Here is an 18,927-nt window from a genome sequence, read left to right on the forward strand (position 1 = left end):
CCGATCAGAACTTGAAGTTGATCATCTTCTTCATGACCATGATGCCAATCGACATCCATGTGGCGGCACAACCGAGGATGACGTGACCCGTGTCGGTCTGGAAAAGGATCATGATGTATTTAGGGCTGGTCAAATAGACCAGTGTTGCAACGATGAACGGCAGCGCACCAATGATATAGGCCGAAGCCTTGGCTTCCATCGATAGCGCCTGGACCTTGGCTTCCATCTTTTTTCTGTCGCGCAGGACACGAGAAAGATTGCCGAGTGCTTCGGAAAGGTTACCACCCGCCTGTGACTGGATCTGGATAACAATGCCGAAAAAGCTGGCTTCGGGGCACGGCATATATTCGGACATGCGCATCGCCGATTCAGGAATGCTCACGCCAACCTGCTGAGCATCTACCGAACGGCGAAATTCGCCGCGTACCGGTTCCTGCGATTCTTGCGCAATAAGCCGAATTCCATCATTGAGCGGCAGGCCGGATCGAATGGCACGCACAATCACATCGATGGCGTTGGGAAACTCCCTGAGGAAAGCCTTGATGCGACGACCCCGCCGAAAATAGACGAACCAGCGGGGCAGACCGAAAGCACCTACCAGAAACAATCCCGGCGCGAGATAGAGCGGCGAGCCAAGAACGACACCCAATACGGCGACGATGATGCCCGTAATGACGGAATAGAGATAGAACCGGTGCACCGGCACCTTCATCCCGGCTTGCTGGATCAGCATCTTAAGCGGCGGCGACTTGATATTCTTGTCACGCAGCTTTTGGCGTACTTCGATGTCCTTCAACGTATCCTGAACGGATTTGCGGCGTTTGACAGCTTCGGCCTGGCGGTCCCGAACCGCAAACTTGCCGAGGCTGTCCGTTGCGGCCAGCTTGACAGATTTTAGGCGATCGTCCGTCTTCTTCTGACGGGCCATCGATTCAAAGAAGAAGACGTAGGCCAGGCCCGCGAACGCCAGCGCGATGAGGCCGACAAAGGCGAGTTGCGCCAGATCAAGCCCGAACATTTCTTGCTTCCCCCAGCGCCGCCATGGTCAGTTCCTCACCGTTTCCATTGAATCGAGAGCATTGGCGAGACGGCGGTCTTCATTGTAGTAGCGCGCCTTTTCCCAGAAATGCGGCCGGCTGATACCGGTCGAAACATGGTGCCCGGTCAACCTGCCATTGGCGTCCTCGCCGGTGATCTGATAGACGACCAGATCCTGTGTGATGATCACATCACCTTCCATGCCGATGACCTCGGTCACGTGGGTAATGCGCCTCGAACCATCGCGAAGGCGCGCCGCCTGGATGATGATATCGACAGAACCGACGATGATTTCACGCACGGTTTTCTGCGGCAGGGCAAAGCCGCCCATGGCGATCATCGATTCGATACGGCTCAGGCATTCCCTCGGACTGTTGGAGTGGATGGTTCCCATGGACCCATCGTGGCCGGTGTTCATCGCCGAAAGGAGATCGAAGACCTCCGGTCCGCGCACTTCGCCGACGATGATCCGCTCGGGACGCATGCGCAGGCAGTTCTTGACGAGCTCACGCATGGTGATCTCGCCTTCGCCTTCCAGGTTCGCCGGTCGCGTTTCGAGGCGCACCACATGCGGCTGCTGCAATTGCAATTCCGCCGAGTCCTCGCAGGTGATGATGCGCTCATCCTTGTCGATGTAATTCGTCAGGCAATTCAGAAGTGTCGTCTTGCCCGAACCCGTACCGCCGGAGATGACGATGTTACAGCGGACACGCCCGATGATTTGCAGCAATTCCGCGCCGGCCGGAGAAATCGCACCGAAGCGGACGAGCTGGTCAAGGGTCAGCTTGTCCTTCTTGAATTTACGAATGGTCAGGACCGGGCCGTCGATGGCGAGCGGCGGCGCAATGACATTGACGCGGGAACCGTCGGGCAAACGCGCATCGCAGATCGGGCTCGATTCATCGACACGGCGGCCAACCTGACTGACGATACGCTGGCAGATATTGAGAAGCTGCTGGTTGTCGCGGAACCGGACGCCGGATTCCTGGACCTTGCCCTGCACTTCGATATAGGTCTTGCGGGCACCATTGACCATGATATCGGCTATGTCGTCGCGGGCAAGCAGCGGCTCAAGCGGGCCGTAGCCGAGAACATCGTTGCAAATGTCGTCGAGCAGTTCCTCCTGCTCTGAAATCGACATGGCGAAGTTCTTGATCGCGATGATGTCATTGACGATATCGCGGATTTCCTCGCGTGCGACCTCGGGATCAAGCTTTGACAGTTGCGCAAGATCGATGGTGTCGATCAGTGCAGCGAAAACCTGCGATTTCGTATCGTAATAGGCTTCATTCTTCTCGCGCAACGGCGGTGCGACCGGCTTTGGAGCCTCGACCGGAGAACGCCTTGGCTCCAGAATATCCCGGGGCAACCGGCTGGCTTCGGCCGCTATTGCTGCAACAGGCGGCAACACTGTCTCGAGCGCTACCGCCCGAAATTCCTGAACCTGTTGATTTCCACCGGCGCCGCCGCGTTTACCGAACATGATGCCTCTTCTACTTCTTGCGCTTCAACCTGGACAAAACCGAAGACAGTCCCGGCTTCTTCTTGGCCTTCAGCGTCATGCGGCCCGTCAGGATGTGGGCAATCTCGTTGATGCTCTGAACAATCGGATTGCCAGAATCGGTTTCTGCCAGCATCCGTCCATTGTTTGCAGCACTGCCAAACAGCGCCGGATCGAAGGGGATCGTGGCCATCGGCAAGATCCCGAGCGGACTGCAAAAATCGAGCGGAGCGATTTCGGGGCGCTTGGGGATACCAACCTGATTGAGTATGAGCCTGGGGTGCGCGTCGTTGGGGCGAAGCTGCTTCAGCGTATCGAGCAGGTTCTTCGTGTTGCGAAGATTCGCCAGTTCCGGCGATGCGACGATAACCACCTCATCGGCACGCGCCAGCGTTGTGCGGGTCCATCCGTTCCAGGAGTGCGGCACATCGAGAATGACGTGGGGAACGGACCGCTGCGCCACATCGATCAGGTGGGCAAAGGAATCGTCGCGGAAATCGAAGACGCGATCGAGTGTTGACGGGGCTGCAAGAAGCGAAAGGTTTTCGGCACATTGCGCCAGCAGGCGATCGAGATAGACATCATCGATGCGCTCGGGAGAAAATACGGCTTCCGCAATCCCTTGTGCCGGGTCCTGATCGAAATTGATGTTCGCCGTGCCATAGGGCAGGTCCATATCGGCGATAACCACCTCGTTCTTGAAGAGCGAGGAGATTGCCCAGGCAATGTTGTGTGCAATGGTCGAGGCGCCGACACCACCCTTTGCACCGATGAACGCAATGGCATTGCCAAGGGGCTTTGCCTCCGGATCGACGAACAACCCGCCGATCACCCCGATGATTTCGGCCAAATCGATTGGCGCGACCATATATTCGGAAATACCATTGCGGATCAGCTCGCGATAGAGCCAGACGTCATTGTAATGACCAATGATAACCACTTTGGTGCTGGGGTCGCACACCTCCGATAGCGCGGCAAGGTTTTGCAGCATATCGCGCGGTGCGACCGATGTTTCCAACAGAATCAGGTTGGGCGTCGGCACCGTCTGGAACAATTCGACGGCGCGCTCTACGCCGCCCATATGCACTTGGGTGTGGGCCTTGGCCATGCGGCGGTCTTCGCTTGCACGCCCGATCTGCTTGGCAACAGCGTCGCTTTCGCAAAAGGCCTGGATCGATATCCGTGGAATCGGCCGATGAGCGTGCAGACCCGATCCCGTGGATCGGTCGCTGTTATCCCCTGGCTGATTTTCTGTTTCAAAGGCCAACTGACTCATGCTCTTTTCCACTGTTGCGGCTGGGGGTGAACCAAATCATTAATAATCGACTTCCATGGCCGGCTCGTAGACCCACGAATCTGCTTTCCGGTAGCCGTCGATGACGACGCCGCGCCGTTCAGCATCGATTGGCGTCGTTGCTCTCGGTCCGAGCAGGTCGGCCGGATTGGCGGTCTGTGCGGCCAGATTGTTCTGATTGGCGCAGCCGAAATTGGCATAATGCTTGTTGTCAGCCGTATCGAGCACATCCTTCGGCCATTGACCGCATGGCGCGGTCGACGCCGTCATCGCCGAATAGGCCAGGCGCATGGGCGGCGACTCGCTGCCGCCAGCGGGATAGCGCTCGCTGGAGATGTTGAATGGCTTGACGCCGCCCCGGCGCAGGGTTGCAGCGACGTCATTTCGCAAGCGTGAGGCGGCCCGCTCGTTCGGCGAACCGGTCGGAAGCAGGATATGAATGACACCGGAACCGTTGCTGCGATAATTGGCTATCGTGTTCTGGACGATGCTGCGCTGTGACATCGACAATTTGGTGTCCGCATGACCGATCGGAATATCGACAATCTGCTCTTTCTCCGAGATCACGATCGGATGGTTGGTCCGGTAGTCATCCGGAATGCTGTTGACGGTCATGTCGCGCGATGCGCAGCCCGCCAGCAATGTTACGGCAAGCAGAGCCAGGACCGGCTTCATGGGGAGAGACTTGTTCGCTACTGACATCGCCTGGTCCTTGCTCATTTGTAGATGTAACCGACGACGCCCTCGTAGCGCCCGTCAGGCAGGTTGGCTTCCTTCGTGCCGTAGACACGGTTGACCTTGCCGAGGAAAATGCCGGCGGCATCACTGGGGGGATTGAAATTATCGTCGGGGCGGGCGAGCGCCGTCCGTGCAACCGGGCGTACAAGATATGGCGTGACGATGATCACAAGTTCCGTTTCGTTGCGCACAAATTCACGGCTGCGAAACAAGGTGCCGAGGACCGGAACCTTCGACAAACCGGGAAAACCGGAGATGGCCTGCCGTGTTTCGTCACGTATGAGGCCTGCAATCATGATGGAACCGCCAGAGGGCAGCTCGACATTCGTGTCGGCGAGCCGTTTGCGTAGGGAGATAATAGTGGTGGAAGGTTTGCTGATACCTGCACTCACCGCCACCGGCGATTCCAGCGTCGGCTCCGATACCGAAGTTCGCACTCTCAGGCTGATACGTCCTGGCGACAATACAACCGGCAAAAACTCGAGGCCAATGCCGTATTCGATGACCTTATGGGTCTGGCCGACCCGCTCAGTACCGTCCGAGCGCTCCTCGACAGTCTGTCCATCGATCAGATTGTATTCGCCGCCGACCTTGAATGTGGCCTTTTCGCCAGAGACCGCCGTCAATGTCGGCTCGGCGAGGGTTTTCATCACGCCTGCCAGTTCCATTGCATTGAGATAGGACTGAATGGCGGTGCTGCCTATTTGGGCCCCGAGACTTGCGCCTGAATTGGAGAGGCTTTTGCCCACGAGCGATGCCAGGTTTTCGGACACGGCGGAATAGTCGATGCCATCCGAACTGCCCCGCGCAATCAAATTGACGCCAAGCTGTTTCATGACTGATCTGCTGACCTCGGCCACCGTCACCTTGAGGGTGACCTGATCCTCGCCCACGATCTGAATGAGATTGACGATCTTGCTGGTTTGGCGTGCTTCGTCCGGATCGCTGATCGCAACGTCCGAACCGCCGCCGCCATTGCTGCCGCCCTGTCCGGATGCAGTGATCGCATATTGTCCCGTTGTCGCTTCACCGCCTGAGACCAGAAGATTGGCGAGGTCACTCGCCCTCTTGGCATCGAGCGGCGTCTGGACTGTTCCGGTCAGGATCACGTTGTCATTCATGAGTTCGACCTTGATGTCGGAATCCGGAATGTATTTCTTCAGGCTGCTCTCAAGCCCCGCGACGTCGCGCTCGATAACCAGATCGAAACTGGCAAGCTGCTCACCATTCGGGCCAAAGACGAAGACATTGGTCTGCCCGACCTGCTTGCCGAAGAGATAGATGCGGCGCGCCGTGCGGGTAACAGCGTCGGCGACCGTCGGATTGGCAACGAGAATGTCATAAGCGTCGGCCGGAAGGTCAACAACCAGCGACTTGCTCAAGCCCAGATTGATGCGCTTGGCCCCGCCCTGACTCTGGTTCAGCTTCACGACGTTGCTCTCGGCAATTGCCGTGCTGTGCAATGGAACGGCTGCCAATCCGCAGCCAAGGACAACCGCTACTGCTCTCCAGGAACGGGATAGGCGATCGCCGCGCTTATCCATGATGATGAATGACCCAAACCCCATTTTATTTGCGCCCCAAAATTTCGGTAACTGTCCCCGACTTGATCAGTTTGACGTTGCCGGCCCGGCCCGGCGAATTGACAAGATATTCCGCACCGGGTCCCGTCTGTTCCTGGGCATCCTGAACGGAGCGCAAAACCAGTGACAGACGGCTTGCCATCTGCTGGGCAACCGTCAGGATTTCTGCCTGTTCCGGCGTCAGTTCGAGCGTCGCAGTCGACCCAACCTTGGTCTTTTGTCCCGTCTCGTCTTCCTGGATTGTCTGGTCGATCGCCAGGACACGGATGTTGCTCAGAATGGTTTCGGTCGCATACTGCTTTTGCTCCCCTTCCATCTGGCGGATCATAATGACATCGACATAGTCATCGGGCAGAATGAACCCGCCTGCGGACGTCTCGGCAGCAATTTGCGTTGCGACGGCCCGCATGCCGGCCGGGAGCTGCGCGGACATGAAGCTTTGGCCTTTGCCAATCAATTTTGCTTCGCGAATTGGTTCGCCTGGGAAAATCTGCAGGCGTACAGTTGAACCCCGCAACTCTTCTTCCGCCTTCGGCCGGTCGGCGCGCTTGATATATCCATCAGCGATGGCATCTTCCGGCCATGCCTGCCAGCGCATTTGGCCCGTCATTTCTGCTCCGACGCCGAGGTTTTCGGTAGCGACCAGAACATCCTGCAATTTGATCTGCGGTTGCGCGGATTCGACAACAACCGTGGTCGGCTTCATGCGCGTGGCTATATAGCCAGCTGCACCCGCAGCAGCGACCGCTACGATCAAAATGACAAGACGTGCTTTTTGCATTCCGCGCCCCACTAGACTTTCGTCTTAGATACTAAGGTCGCACTCTGACTTACCAATCGTGTAATTAAGGTTAACGTTTTGCTTAAAAGTATGATTAACGGCACTTAACGTTTACTATTTGGGCAGCCTCTATGAGTAAGGCTGTTGCTTTCAGATGTGCGCCAGGCGATTGATCACCCACAGGCACAAAGGCGAAGCCGGGAAGGTCAGCAAGCCGGCCAAGCCAAGTGCAATTCCATAAGGCACGCCTACATCTTTTCTCGCAAGGCGGCGCATGAACTCAAACCGCTCGGTATAGGCGACGGCAAAATGCGAGCTCCGGTAGCGGAGGATTGCGATCGTCAGCAGACCGCCGAGTATGGACATGGTCAGAAGATATTCGGCCAGTCCAAGATTCCATCCCAGCCAGACGGCGGTGGCGGACATGAGTTTTGCATCGCCCCCGCCCATCGTTCCTGTGGCGAACAGCGCGAATGTGGCGGCAAGGACTGCCGCTCCCGCAACAAAATGCATTCCGTAGAGGTCCCACGGCATGCCCGTCAGGGGCGCAAGAACCGCAAAGGATACAACAAGGATAAGCGAGACACGGTTTTGAATTGTCATGGATAACAAGTCTGAAACGCCTGCAAACGCCATGGCAAATGGAAAAACGATGAGTATGGCCGCTTCAATCATAAATATGATCCGTGCTTGTCAATTCATGGCTTCTGTTACGTCGTCAGCAAGACCGATATACAGATCCTTGACTGATACCCCGAGTATCCCCGCCCCAACGATGACGCCGATGCTGACGAGTGACGCGATCAGCGTATATTCAATGGCAGTCGCACCAGTCTCATCCCTTTGGAAGCGGGCAAAAACGTCGAGGATCGCATTCACGCTGCGTTTCATGTCAAACCTCTCGCTTGTTCCACCACCGTCTTTAATAATCATGAAAAGCTAGCTGCGGCGAATTGCATTCACCTTAAGAAATACCGTTACGGAAATGTAAATCAGGCACAAATCAAAGTTCTCGTATCAAAAGAGTAAAAGGCACTGCCGGAATTTGTTATAATTTCTATCTATTCTTGCCGGTTTCAAAAGAGCTATGGCTCTTTCCCATATACGATCAGATCATGCTCTATGAATCATACTTAACAATCCGTTCGCAGATTTAAGCTTTCCTTCACCAATCCCCGCCATGGTTGATCTAGCGTTTTTTCGAAGGGTTTCCCCATGGTTCGCATTAGAGGCCACCACATCCGCTCTTATGGACTGGCAGCAGGAATGACCCTGGCGGCTGTCCTGTCAGCAGTCACGACGACCAATGCCGAAACCGGCATTCATGTCGTGATGAACCAGGCAAGAATTCTGAAACTGGCCCGGCCCGCCGATACGGTCGTCGTGGGAGATCCGGAAATCGCCGATGCCGTCGTCAAGGATTCGCGCACCGTTGTTCTTACCGGCAAGGGTTTCGGGATCACCAATATCGTCATCATGGATGCGGATGGCGCCGCGATCGTCGATGACCAGGTTATGGTCAGCCGCAGTGTGGCCAATACGACCCGCGTTTACCGCCGCGCCTATGTCCAGACACTCTCATGCACACCCTATTGCGAGACAGCGCAGAAGACCGAGGCTGAAAAGGCATCTGACGCCCAGATCGGCGGCAATTGAACTGCAACGACCCGATCACGGTTGAGAAACAGTGAATCCAATAGTTGCAATTTGCACTGGTCTTCGAACGAGATTCTAACATCTGGCATGATAAGAATTTCCCCGGCCTAAATGGTGCGGAGAAAACCATGTTGCGGAATACCGATAAATTTCTTGATGATCAGAGCCTTGCCGAAAACGCACGTTCGCGCCCCTCATTGACTGCGCGCTTCTGCGCCAACAGGCGCGGCACGGTGGCAATCGAATTCGCCCTGATCGCCCTTCCCTTCTTCCTGCTGATCTTCGCCATTATCGAAGTCAGCCTGAGCTTCACCGCGCAGCAGGTCATGTCAAACGCTGCCGACGACATCGCACGGAGGCTGCGCACGGGGGAGATCACGGCTGCCGCCATCAAAGCTGACGGCGCGCTAAAGAATGAAATTTGCCCCAAATTGTTTATGCATGCCACCGGTTGTCCCGACCTGTTTGTTGATTTGCAGACTTACACAAGTTTCGCCGCGGTTCCCCTGACACTCCCGCTCAACTCGGCCGGCGATGTCGATACGACCAAGCTGACGATCGCGCCCGGCGGCGCGAGCACGATCAATCAATTGCGCATCTTCTATCGCTGGCCGGTCCTCACCGACCTGATGAAACATCGCATCGAAACTGTCGAGGGCCAGGGAAAGACAATGCTCTTTTCGACTGCGACCTGGAGAAACGAACCCTATCTTTGACGCCAAGCAACCCAGTCAAACAAACTGCTCCTGCATTCTTCCGAAGGTGATACATGAAAGCCTATAAAAGACAGATAATGGCGGCCGGAAGACTAGCGACACTCGCCAAGCGCTTCCTGAGAGACAGACGCGGCGTCGCGGCAATGGAATTCGCGTTCATCGCACCTGTCCTGATCGTGCTCTATCTCGGCAGCGTTGAAGTGACCTCGGGGTTCGACGTCAACAAGAAGCTCGGCCGCGCCACCAATATGGTCGCCGATCTCGTGACACAGCAGCAGACAATCACCACGGACCAGATCAAAGGCATCATGAATATCGCCGCAGCTATTCTTTTGCCTTACAAGAGTGACGTACCTCAGATTACCGTGACAGCCATCAATATTCCGGCTTCAGGCTCGGCCACGGTCGCCTGGTCGCGGCGAATGGTCAACAGTTCATTCACGACACCTTTTGCGGCGGGTAGCACCGTGGTCATCGATGCCAATCTGATGATACCCGGGACATCGGTAATCCGTGTCGAAACGTCAATGGCCTATGTTCCCTTGATGCCCTTTAACTTCAAAGACACGGTGAGCACGACAGCCGGCGTATCGACGATGGGGCTCTCCATGGCAAAGACGTCCTTTGGCCGCGTTCGCCAAGGTGTTGCTGTCGCCTGTTCCAACTGCTGATAAATTTACTCCACAACCGGCGGATAATGGTTACGTGTGCCATTGATTTGTCATGGCGCACTGTATGACCTATCTGTGATGTCTGGTTTAAACGGAGTGAGGCATGTCCCGCGCTTTTCTTTTTGTACTCGATTCCTTTGGAATTGGCGGTGCACCCGATGCCAAGGCGTTTGGCGATGAGGGCTCGAATACATTTGGTCATATTATCGAGGCCTGTGCAGCTGGACATGGCGACAAGGCTGGCCTTCGCTCGGGACCGCTGAAATTGCCCAATTTGGGCGCGCTTGGGCTTCTGCATGCAGCCAATCTCGCGGCCGAATTGCCGCTCTCGGCCCAGGAGCCCGAGCCTGTCGGACTTTGGGGAGCCGCGGAGGAAGTCTCGAACGGCAAGGACACGCCATCCGGGCACTGGGAAATTGCCGGCGTGCCGGTCACGTTTAACTGGGGCTATTTTCCGCAAACAATCCCTACTTTTCCGGACAATCTCGTCGCCGATGCTGTGCGCAGGGCAGCACTCCCCGGCATTCTCGGCAACAAACATGCTTCTGGTACCGAAATCATCGAGGAACATGGCGAGGAACACATAAAGACCGGAAAGCCGATCTTCTACACATCCACGGATTCCGTCATCCAGATCGCCGCGCATGAGACATATTTTGGTCTCGACCGGCTATATGAGCTCTGCCGGATTGTCCGTGAACTGGTCGATCCCCTGAACATCGGCCGCGTGATCGCACGGCCATTTGTCGGCGAAACCCGGGAAACGTTCAATCGCACCGGCAACCGCCGCGATTATTCCGTGCCGCCGCCGGAGCCGACGCTGCTTGACCGCCTGACACAGGCTGGACGCACCGTCATCGCCATTGGCAAGATCGGCGACATCTATGCCCATCAGGGCGTCAGCCAAGTGCGCAAGGCCAACGGCAACATGGCATTGTTCGACGAAACCCTGATCGCCATGGACGATGCGCAGGATGGCGATCTCGTTTTCACAAATTTTGTCGATTTCGACATGCTTTATGGCCACCGCCGGGATGTGCCCGGCTATGCGGCGGCGCTCGAGGCGTTTGACAGGCGCCTGCCCGAAGCACTGGCCAAGCTGCGCCAGGGCGATCTTTTGGTTCTCACCGCCGATCATGGCTGCGACCCGACGTACAAAGGTACGGACCACACGCGCGAGCGGGTTCCCGTCCTTTGCTTTGGCCCGGACCTGCCTCGCGGTTCCTTCGGCATTCGTCCGACCTTCGCTGATATTGGCGAGACAGTCGCGGCACATCTCGGCATCGCGCCTGGCCTGCATGGCAAGAGCTTCCTGAAGGGCACAGGGGACCGGTCTCCAGATGCCTGAACTACCTGAAGTTGAAACCGTCCGGCGCGGATTGCAGCCGTTCATGGAAGGCGCGACTGTCCTTGCCGTCGAGCAAAGACGACCTGACCTGCGCTTTCCCTTCCCGGACCGCTTTGTCGAACGGCTGACCGGCCGCCGGATCGAGGCGCTGGAGCGCCGCGCCAAATATCTCATCGTGCATCTCGATGACGGTCTCGGCCTGATCAGTCATCTCGGCATGTCAGGTTCCTACCGCATCGAGCAGGACGACGGGGATCAGGTTCCGGGAACCTTCCAGCATGAGCGCTCCAAAAACGCCGTGCACGACCATGTGGTGATGCATCTGGGCGCAAAGGACGGGGCGAAAAACCGCATCATCTATAATGACCCGCGGCGCTTCGGCTTCATGCTGTTTGCCGAGCCGGGCGGCCTCAACATGCATCCCCTGATCAAGGATCTCGGCACCGAGCCCACCGGCAACCGGCTGGATGGGGCGTTGCTCGCCAAACTCTTCCACAACAAGGGCGCACCGTTGAAGGCGGCGCTGCTAGACCAGAAGCTGATTGCCGGGCTCGGCAATATCTACGTGTGCGAGGCTCTGTGGCGCGCCGAACTGTCGCCTAGGCGCATGGCGGGCACTATTGCCGGTGAGAATGGTGCCGCAACCGGGATGTCTGAACGCCTCGCAGCTTCTATCCGCTCTGTCATCGCCGATGCCATCAAGGCGGGTGGATCAAGCCTGAAGGATTACCGCCAGGCCGATGGCGAGCTTGGATATTTCCAGCATTCATTTTCTGTCTATGATCGCGAAGGCGCCCCTTGCCCGCGTTCAGGTTGCGGTGGCACCATATCGCGTATCGTTCAAAGCGGGCGCTCGACATTCTATTGCCCCGTCTGCCAGCATTAGGAGGAAAACCGGATGACCTACGAGAACATCATTGTCGAGACGCGCGAAAAAGTCGGATTCATCCAGCTCAATCGCCCGCAGGCACTCAACGCGCTGAATTCCGCCCTCCTCGCCGAGCTGAATACGGCTCTTGAGTCCTTCGACAAGGACAATGGCATCGGTGCGATTGTCATAACCGGCTCGGAAAAGGCCTTCGCGGCCGGAGCCGACATCAAGGAGATGCAGACGCTGGAATTTGCCGATGCCTATCTCGGTGACTATTTCAGCGAATGGGAGCGGGTCACGCGGCTGCGCAAGCCCCTGATCGCCGCAGTGGCCGGCTACGCGCTTGGCGGTGGCTGCGAACTTGCCATGATGTGCGATTTCATCATCGCAGCCGAAACCGCCAAATTCGGCCAGCCGGAAATTACACTCGGGGTCATGCCGGGTATGGGCGGGTCACAGCGACTCACCCGCTTTGTCGGCAAGTCGAAGGCCATGGATCTGTGCCTGACCGGCCGCATGATGGATGCTGCCGAAGCGGAGCGCTGCGGACTGGTCTCCCGGGTCGTTCCCGCCGGTGAGCTGATTGACGAAGCCCTGAAGGCGGCCAAGAAGATTGCCTCCTTCTCCCTACCCGTCGTGATGATGACCAAGGAGACGATCAACCGCGCCTATGAAACGACGCTGTCGGAGGGTCTGAGGTTCGAACGGCGCGTCTTCCACTCCATGTTCGCCCTCGAAGATCAGAGGGAGGGAATGGCCGCCTTTGCCGAAAAACGCACTCCGAACTTCAAAAACCGCTGATGGCAAAATTTGCTTTTGAACCATACAGATTCCAAGTTGACGCAAAAGCAAACGTCATCTATAAGCCCGACAACGTTCGGTGGCCCCTCGGCCACCCTATTATTTTGTGACGGCTGCTTTGAGGCTGCCGATTAGCTGACAGAAAAGAGAGGCATCATGGCCAACACTCCTTCGGCCAAGAAAGCGGCGCGCAAGATCGAAGCCCGCACCGAAGTAAACAAATCCCGCCGCTCGCGCGTGCGCACCTTCCTTCGCAAGTTCGAAGACGCGGTGGCAAGTGGCGACCAGGCTGCCGCTACGCTCGCCTTCAAGGCGGTCGAGCCGGAAGTAATGCGCGCAGCGTCGAAGGGCGTCCTTCACAAGAATACGGCGTCGCGCAAAGTATCGCGCCTGTCGGCACGCCTGAAGGGCATGTCTGCATAAACAGACCCTAATATTTATATTTGAAAACCCGGCTTCTATTTAGCCGGGTTTTTTTATTTGCCGCGATTCTGGGAATAAATTCGTTACCCGGGGAAAAGATTGTGGGTTATCAAAACCATGACATATGACCGTTACAAACGGATTAGGACAAAAAGCGTCAATCATCATTTTCCGTTTGTTTTCAATGGCTTATGGAAGGTAGCCGTAATGGTGCAAACCGAGCGCGGAGAATCTGTAGCCCCAGCCTGTGTCAAGCGATAATTTAATATTTTTTTTTGATCGCGAGAGTCCGCAGTGCAACAAAATTGGCATTCCAAAAAAGGCTTTGAATCCGAAGGCTTTTTCCTCGTTGAACCGGAGATAGTTAAAAAAATGAAAATCCGTTAACCCTTAATTCATCAAAAAACCCTTGGTGCTGCCCTTGCCCTTCCTGCAAAGGTTTTTGTAAGGTCCAGACATCAAAGGGGTGGGCAAAGACCCATTTAACAGGCTTATAAAATTGTGGTTTCGGGCGCAAATTTCTTGTTTGCGTAACGGGTATGTATTGTCGGTACTCAGGTCCAACGGACTTGGGTTGTTTCATAAAACGAGCGAGTTGACGACGCTGGCGGGAGCCGGGCGGGAGTCTTTCTGCGCCTGAACTGAGAGGGATGCGAACGTGGTAGTTATAAATATTCTGGACGAGATTAATTCAGTCCTGCACCGCGTGATCGCTACAACCTCCAAACATTAGATTCAGAATTTTCGGGCCGACCACTGGGGCGGTGGGCTGGAACATTGCAGGGCGATCAATCGCCTGCACCAAAAAAACACGGGCATACTACAGACCCGATCGAAATATATCAGGATGAGGCAATGACAATGACCAGCGGAATAATGGAAAACGGCACAAAAGCCATGGTCCCGCTCCATATGGAAGGGGACGATATGGATGGGGCCAGCAGTCAAGGCGATATGATCTTTGAGCGCGTCAAGCTGAAGCTTAAGGCCAAACTCGGCAGCGAAGTCTATTCGAGCTGGTTTGGCCGCCTGAAGCTGGACGAGACGTCCAAGAGCATTGTTCGCCTGTCGGTTCCGACCGCATTCCTGCGCTCCTGGATCAACAACCACTACTCCGACATGATCGCTGCCTTGTGGCGCGAAGAAGACGAGCAGATTCTGAAGGTCGAGATTGTTTTCCGCAGCGCCAGCCGTGCTGCCCGGCCAGCCTGTGATGCCGAAACGGCGCCGCGTGCCGAAACCCGCGCCCTTGCCCGCGACAAGCCGGTTTTTCCTGTCGGCAACACCGTGCTGGACAAGAAGGCACCCGCACATTTTGCTGATCGCGCCCAGAATTCCGTCTTCGGTTCGCCGCTTGACCCACGCTATACGTTCGACACCTTTGTCGATGGGACACCCAATCGCGTTGCACTTGCCGCTGCCCGCACCATAGCCGATGCCGGCGCCAGTGCCGTCCGTTTCAATCCGCTGTTCATCCACGCCTCTGTCGGCCTCGGCAAGACGCACCTCCTGCAGGCGATCGCCGCCGAGGCGCTGAAGCGCCCCGAACGCGCCCGTGTCGTCTACCTCACCGCTGAATATTTCATGTGGCGCTTTGCGACGGCCATCCGCGACAACAATGCCCTGTCGTTCAAGGAACAGTTGCGCGATATCGACCTTCTGATCATCGATGACATGCAGTTCCTGCAGGGCAAGTCGATCCAGCATGAATTCTGCCATCTGATCAATACACTGCTCGACAGCGCCAAGCAGGTCGTCGTCGCCGCCGACCGCCCGCCATCAGAGCTGGAATCGCTGGATGCGCGCGTTCGCTCGCGCCTTCAGGGCGGTGTCGCCCTGGAAATGATCGCGCCGGACTACACAATGCGCCTGGAAATCCTCAAGCGCCGCCTTGCCGCCGCCCAAGCCGAGGACCAGTCGCTGGATATTCCCCTGGCAATCCTCGATCATGTCGCCCAGTCCGTTACCGGCAGCGGCCGCGAACTCGAAGGTGCGTTCAATCAGCTTCTGTTCCGCCAGACATTCGAGCCGAACCTTTCAGTCGATCGCGTCGATGAACTCTTGAGTCATTTGATGCGCGGCGGCGAAGCCAAGCGTATCCGCATCGAGGAAATCCAACGCATCGTTGCACGGCACTACAATGTGTCGAAGCAGGACCTCTTGTCGAACCGGCGCACGCGGACGATCGTCAAACCTCGTCAAATCGCTATGTATCTCGCCAAGATGCTTACACCGCGCTCCCTGCCAGAAATCGGTCGCCGCTTCGGCGGGCGCGATCACACCACGGTTCTCCATGCCGTGCGCAAGATCGAGGATATCGTCGGCAAGGACCAGAAACTGTCGCAGGAGCTCGAGCTCCTCAAGCGCCTCATCAACGATCAGGCCCAATAGTTTATCAACAGAAAGCCTGCGGTGTGGTACGTTGATGCCCGCCGCAGGCTTGCTTTTTGACATGAATTTCTGCCAATTTGCTTGACCCTGGGGGAAATTTGTCCCCTCGCCAGTAAAGCGTCGCAAGCCCGTGGCGCTTTGGCTGGAATTGATGTCAGCGAGACCGGTTTATCATGCGTGTAACTCTTGAACGTTCCAACCTTCTGAAGTCGCTCAATCATGTCCATCGCGTGGTCGAACGGCGCAACACCATTCCGATCCTGTCGAATGTCCTCCTGAACGCGGATGGCGCAAGCCTCGCCCTGAAGGCAACCGACCTCGATCTCGAAGTGACGGAAGCAACGGCGGCGCAGATCGAGCAATCCGGTGCGACCACCGTTCCCGCCCACCTGCTCTACGACATCGTGCGCAAGCTGCCGGATGGTGCCGAAGTGATGCTGGCGACCAATACCGACGGCAATTCCATGGCCGTGACGTCGGGCCGGTCGAGTTTCCGCCTGCAGTGCCTGCCGCAGTCGGATTTTCCAGAGCTGACCGCCGGTTCCTTCAGCCACACATTCCGCATGCCTTCGAGCGCCCTCAAAAGCCTGATCGAGCGGACGCAATTTGCGATCTCCACCGAAGAAACCCGCTATTATCTCAACGGCATCTATTTCCACGCCATTGAAAGCGACGGCACCTTGAAATTGCGGGCGGTCGCCACCGATGGCCACCGCCTCGCCCGTGCCGAACTCGAAGCCCCATCGGGTACCGAGGGCATGCCCGGCATCATTATCCCGCGCAAGACGGTCGCTGAACTGCAGAAGCTCGTCGATGATCCGGATGTGGCCGTCACGGTTGAACTGTCGGAGACCAAGATCCGCTTCACCATCGGCTCGGTGGTTCTGACCTCCAAGCTCATCGATGGCACCTTCCCGGATTATCAGCGCGTCATTCCGTCAGGCAATGACAAGAAACTGACGATCGATCGCCAGAGTTTTGCTTCCGCTGTCGACCGCGTCTCGACAATTTCCAGCGAGCGCGGCCGCGCCGTCAAGCTGACGATCGCCGATGGCCAGTTGACGTTGACCGTCAATAACCCGGATTCCGGCAGCGCAACGGATGAGCTGGCGGCGGATTATGACTCCGATCCGATCGAAATCGGCTTCAATGCCAAATATCTGCTCGACATCACCGCGCAACTGACCGGCTCCGAAGCGATCTTCATGCTTGCCGATGCGGGCTCGCCGACACTGGTGCGGGATACGGGCGACGAAAATGCGCTTTATGTGCTCATGCCGATGCGGGTGTAGTACCCGCCAAGCATTGTTCCCATGACCGATGATCCCTCCACGGACGCGGGCAAACCGGCCCGCGTTGCGATCAGCCGGTTGAAGCTTGCCAATTTCCGCAATTATGAAAGCCTGTCGCTGCGGCTCGGGCCGTCGCATGTCGTTCTGACCGGCGAGAACGGCGCCGGCAAGACCAATCTGCTCGAGGCCATATCGTTCCTGTCGCCCGGACGGGGCTTGCGGCGCGCAACCTATACGGACGTCACCCGCACCAATGCGCCGGACGGCTTCGCCATCCACGCGGCCATCGAGACCACCGAGGGCTCGGTCGATGTCGGCACCGGCCTTGCCGGCAATGCACCGGGCGCTACCGCGCGCCGCGTCCGCATCAATGGGGTGACCGCAGCTGGCGCCGACGAACTGCTCGACTATTCGCGCATTCTCTGGCTCGTTCCCGCTATGGACGGGCTGTTCACCGGCCCTGCTGCCGACCGGCGGCGCTTTCTCGACCGCATGGTCCTCGCCATCGACCCCGCTCATGGCAAGCGCGTCCTCGACTATGAAAAGGCGATGCGCAGCCGTAACCGTCTGCTTACGGAAGAGCGCAGCAACGATTCCTGGCTTGACGCGATAGAGACCCCGATGGCCGAGCTCGGCATCGCCATTGCAGCCGCGCGGGCTGAACTCATGCGGCTCATCAATGGCATGATCGAGCGCTTGCCGGACGACAGCCCCTTCCCCAAGGCTGACTGCTTGCTTGAAGGCGAACTCGAACAGCGTGTCGGGATAGAATCCGCCACCGACGTCGAGGAAACCTTCCGGCGCGCGTTGCATGACGGCCGCAGCCGCGACCGCGCTGCCGGACGCACGCTGGACGGTCCGCACCGCTCGGATCTCCTTGTTCGCCACCGGCCCAAAGCCATGCCGGCAGAGCATTGCTCTACCGGTGAGCAGAAGGCGCTGCTGATCGGCCTCATCCTTTCCCATGCACGGCTGACCGGCGAACTTGCGGGCATGGCGCCGATCCTGCTCCTCGACGAGATTGCCGCGCATCTCGATGAAGGCCGCCGCGCGGCACTTTTCGATATTATCGAGGAACTGGGTGGCCAGGCCTTCATGACCGGCACCGACAAGGCGCTGTTCAAAAGCCTTGAGGGCCGCGCTCAGTTCTTCGATGTGTCGCACGGCGAAGTGCGGGCAGCCTGATCAAACGCTTTCTCGCTGCTTTGTTTGGCCCTTTTTGCGGTTACGGCAAAAATAATCGGACAGTACTGTCGGGACCGTCATCGTCCAATCGTCCTTCTGACAGTCTTCAGACAATAACATTGAACCATTGGAAGGACATAGTCATGGAATTCACCGAACGGAGCACAACAATCTCTTCAAGCAGGGCGGTCTGGGCTGGTCGCGTTCTCAGCGGTCTTGTCATCCTGTTTCTGATCTTCGACGGCGGCATAAAACTGGTGCCGTTGGACGTGGTCACGGAAACGACGGCCCAACTTGGCTACCCAGGCAGTGCAAATTTTGCTCGCTTCCTCGGCATTCTGACGCTTGTTTGCACACTGCTCTATGCCTATCCGCGCACAGCGGTCCTGGGCGCAATTCTTTTGACCGGTTATCTTGGTGGCGCAATCGCCACGCATGTGCGTATCGCAAACCCGCTGTTCAGCCACACCCTGTTCGGTGTCTATCTTGGCCTGATGATCTGGGGCGGGCTGTACCTGCGGGATCCGCGCATCCGCGCTTTGATTCCATTCAGCCGGTAGCAACTCACATTCCGGATGTGTTGACCATGCGGGTGGGCGGGCGCATTCTCTATAGCAACCCAATGTCATTGATATGTG

Annotated in this window: 19 protein-coding genes; 11 read left to right on the top strand and 8 right to left on the bottom strand. The window is 57.2% G+C overall.

All coding sequences use genetic code 11. The features are described from left to right. Nucleotides 1-4 precede the first annotated feature (4 nt). From BLM14_RS15660 to BLM14_RS15695, 8 genes are all read right to left on the bottom strand, one after another. The gene (locus BLM14_RS15660; RefSeq protein ID WP_100000251.1) at nt 5-1,018 is read right to left on the bottom strand and encodes a type II secretion system F family protein; all 1,014 of its coding nucleotides are present in this window, start codon (nt 1,016-1,018) and stop codon (nt 5-7) included. A 27-nt stretch (nt 1,019-1,045) separates the two neighbouring features. Continuing rightward, on the bottom strand, nt 1,046-2,521 hold the full coding sequence (locus tag BLM14_RS15665; RefSeq protein ID WP_100000252.1) for a CpaF family protein: 1,476 nt from the start codon (nt 2,519-2,521) through the stop codon (nt 1,046-1,048). 10 nt (nt 2,522-2,531) lie between these two features. After that, a complete protein-coding gene (locus BLM14_RS15670) occupies nt 2,532-3,815 on the bottom strand; it encodes a CpaE/TadZ family protein (RefSeq protein ID WP_100000253.1) in 1,284 nt (427 codons plus the stop codon). Between the two features lie 39 nt (nt 3,816-3,854). Beyond that, the gene (locus BLM14_RS15675; protein WP_100001370.1) at nt 3,855-4,535 is read right to left on the bottom strand and encodes a CpaD family pilus assembly protein; all 681 of its coding nucleotides are present in this window, start codon (nt 4,533-4,535) and stop codon (nt 3,855-3,857) included. Between the two features lie 14 nt (nt 4,536-4,549). Next, a complete protein-coding gene (locus BLM14_RS15680) occupies nt 4,550-6,115 on the bottom strand; it encodes a type II and III secretion system protein family protein (RefSeq protein ID WP_100001372.1) in 1,566 nt (521 codons plus the stop codon). Nucleotides 6,116-6,140: 25 nt separating this feature from the next. Continuing rightward, nucleotides 6,141-6,935 carry a Flp pilus assembly protein CpaB gene (gene cpaB, locus BLM14_RS15685; RefSeq protein ID WP_100000254.1) on the bottom strand — a complete coding sequence of 265 codons (795 nt, stop codon included), beginning with the start codon at nt 6,933-6,935 and terminating at the stop codon, nt 6,141-6,143. A gap of 150 nt (nt 6,936-7,085) precedes the next feature. Beyond that, nucleotides 7,086-7,610, bottom strand: coding sequence for an A24 family peptidase (locus tag BLM14_RS15690; RefSeq protein ID WP_100000255.1), 525 nt, complete (start codon nt 7,608-7,610; stop codon nt 7,086-7,088). Nucleotides 7,611-7,628: 18 nt separating this feature from the next. Continuing rightward, nucleotides 7,629-7,826, bottom strand: coding sequence for a Flp family type IVb pilin (locus tag BLM14_RS15695; protein WP_237143386.1), 198 nt, complete (start codon nt 7,824-7,826; stop codon nt 7,629-7,631). Nucleotides 7,827-8,150: 324 nt separating this feature from the next. On the opposite strand from BLM14_RS15695, the gene BLM14_RS15700 reads away from it, so the two are divergent. The 11 genes from BLM14_RS15700 to BLM14_RS15750 all read left to right on the top strand — a co-directional run bounded on the left by BLM14_RS15700 (nt 8,151) and on the right by BLM14_RS15750 (nt 18,849). Then, nucleotides 8,151-8,591, top strand: a complete 441-nt coding sequence (locus tag BLM14_RS15700) for a pilus assembly protein N-terminal domain-containing protein (protein ID WP_100000256.1) — start codon at nt 8,151-8,153, stop codon at nt 8,589-8,591. Between the two features lie 128 nt (nt 8,592-8,719). Next, on the top strand, nt 8,720-9,307 hold the full coding sequence (locus BLM14_RS15705; protein WP_100000257.1) for a TadE/TadG family type IV pilus assembly protein: 588 nt from the start codon (nt 8,720-8,722) through the stop codon (nt 9,305-9,307). Nucleotides 9,308-9,360: 53 nt separating this feature from the next. Further along, nucleotides 9,361-9,978, top strand: a complete 618-nt coding sequence (locus BLM14_RS15710) for a TadE/TadG family type IV pilus assembly protein (protein ID WP_100000258.1) — start codon at nt 9,361-9,363, stop codon at nt 9,976-9,978. A gap of 103 nt (nt 9,979-10,081) precedes the next feature. Continuing rightward, a complete protein-coding gene (locus BLM14_RS15715) occupies nt 10,082-11,326 on the top strand; it encodes a phosphopentomutase (RefSeq protein ID WP_100000259.1) in 1,245 nt (414 codons plus the stop codon). Continuing rightward, nucleotides 11,319-12,212: a bifunctional DNA-formamidopyrimidine glycosylase/DNA-(apurinic or apyrimidinic site) lyase gene (gene mutM / locus BLM14_RS15720; RefSeq protein WP_100000260.1), complete on the top strand. Its 894-nt coding sequence runs from the start codon at nt 11,319-11,321 to the stop codon at nt 12,210-12,212. The genes BLM14_RS15715 and mutM overlap by 8 nt, the downstream gene beginning before the upstream one ends. A gap of 12 nt (nt 12,213-12,224) precedes the next feature. Then, nucleotides 12,225-12,998: an enoyl-CoA hydratase gene (locus tag BLM14_RS15725; RefSeq protein ID WP_100000261.1), complete on the top strand. Its 774-nt coding sequence runs from the start codon at nt 12,225-12,227 to the stop codon at nt 12,996-12,998. A 156-nt stretch (nt 12,999-13,154) separates the two neighbouring features. Continuing rightward, the gene (gene rpsT / locus BLM14_RS15730; RefSeq protein WP_100000262.1) at nt 13,155-13,421 is read left to right on the top strand and encodes a 30S ribosomal protein S20; all 267 of its coding nucleotides are present in this window, start codon (nt 13,155-13,157) and stop codon (nt 13,419-13,421) included. Between the two features lie 954 nt (nt 13,422-14,375). Next, entirely contained in the window at nt 14,376-15,812 is a 1,437-nt protein-coding gene (gene dnaA, locus BLM14_RS15735) for a chromosomal replication initiator protein DnaA (protein WP_418314234.1), read from the top strand. Between the two features lie 173 nt (nt 15,813-15,985). After that, complete coding sequence (gene dnaN / locus BLM14_RS15740; RefSeq protein ID WP_100000263.1) at nt 15,986-17,104, top strand: DNA polymerase III subunit beta; 1,119 nt, start codon at nt 15,986-15,988, stop codon at nt 17,102-17,104. Between the two features lie 21 nt (nt 17,105-17,125). Continuing rightward, nucleotides 17,126-18,289, top strand: coding sequence for a DNA replication/repair protein RecF (gene recF, locus BLM14_RS15745; protein ID WP_100000264.1), 1,164 nt, complete (start codon nt 17,126-17,128; stop codon nt 18,287-18,289). A gap of 143 nt (nt 18,290-18,432) precedes the next feature. Further along, nucleotides 18,433-18,849 (top strand): DoxX family protein, encoded by a 417-nt coding sequence (locus BLM14_RS15750; protein WP_100000265.1) that lies wholly within the window; start codon nt 18,433-18,435, stop codon nt 18,847-18,849. Nucleotides 18,850-18,927: the final 78 nt, after the last annotated feature.

It is taken from the genome of Phyllobacterium zundukense, assembly GCF_002764115.1.
Taxonomy (GTDB): Bacteria; Pseudomonadota; Alphaproteobacteria; order Rhizobiales; family Rhizobiaceae; genus Phyllobacterium; species Phyllobacterium zundukense.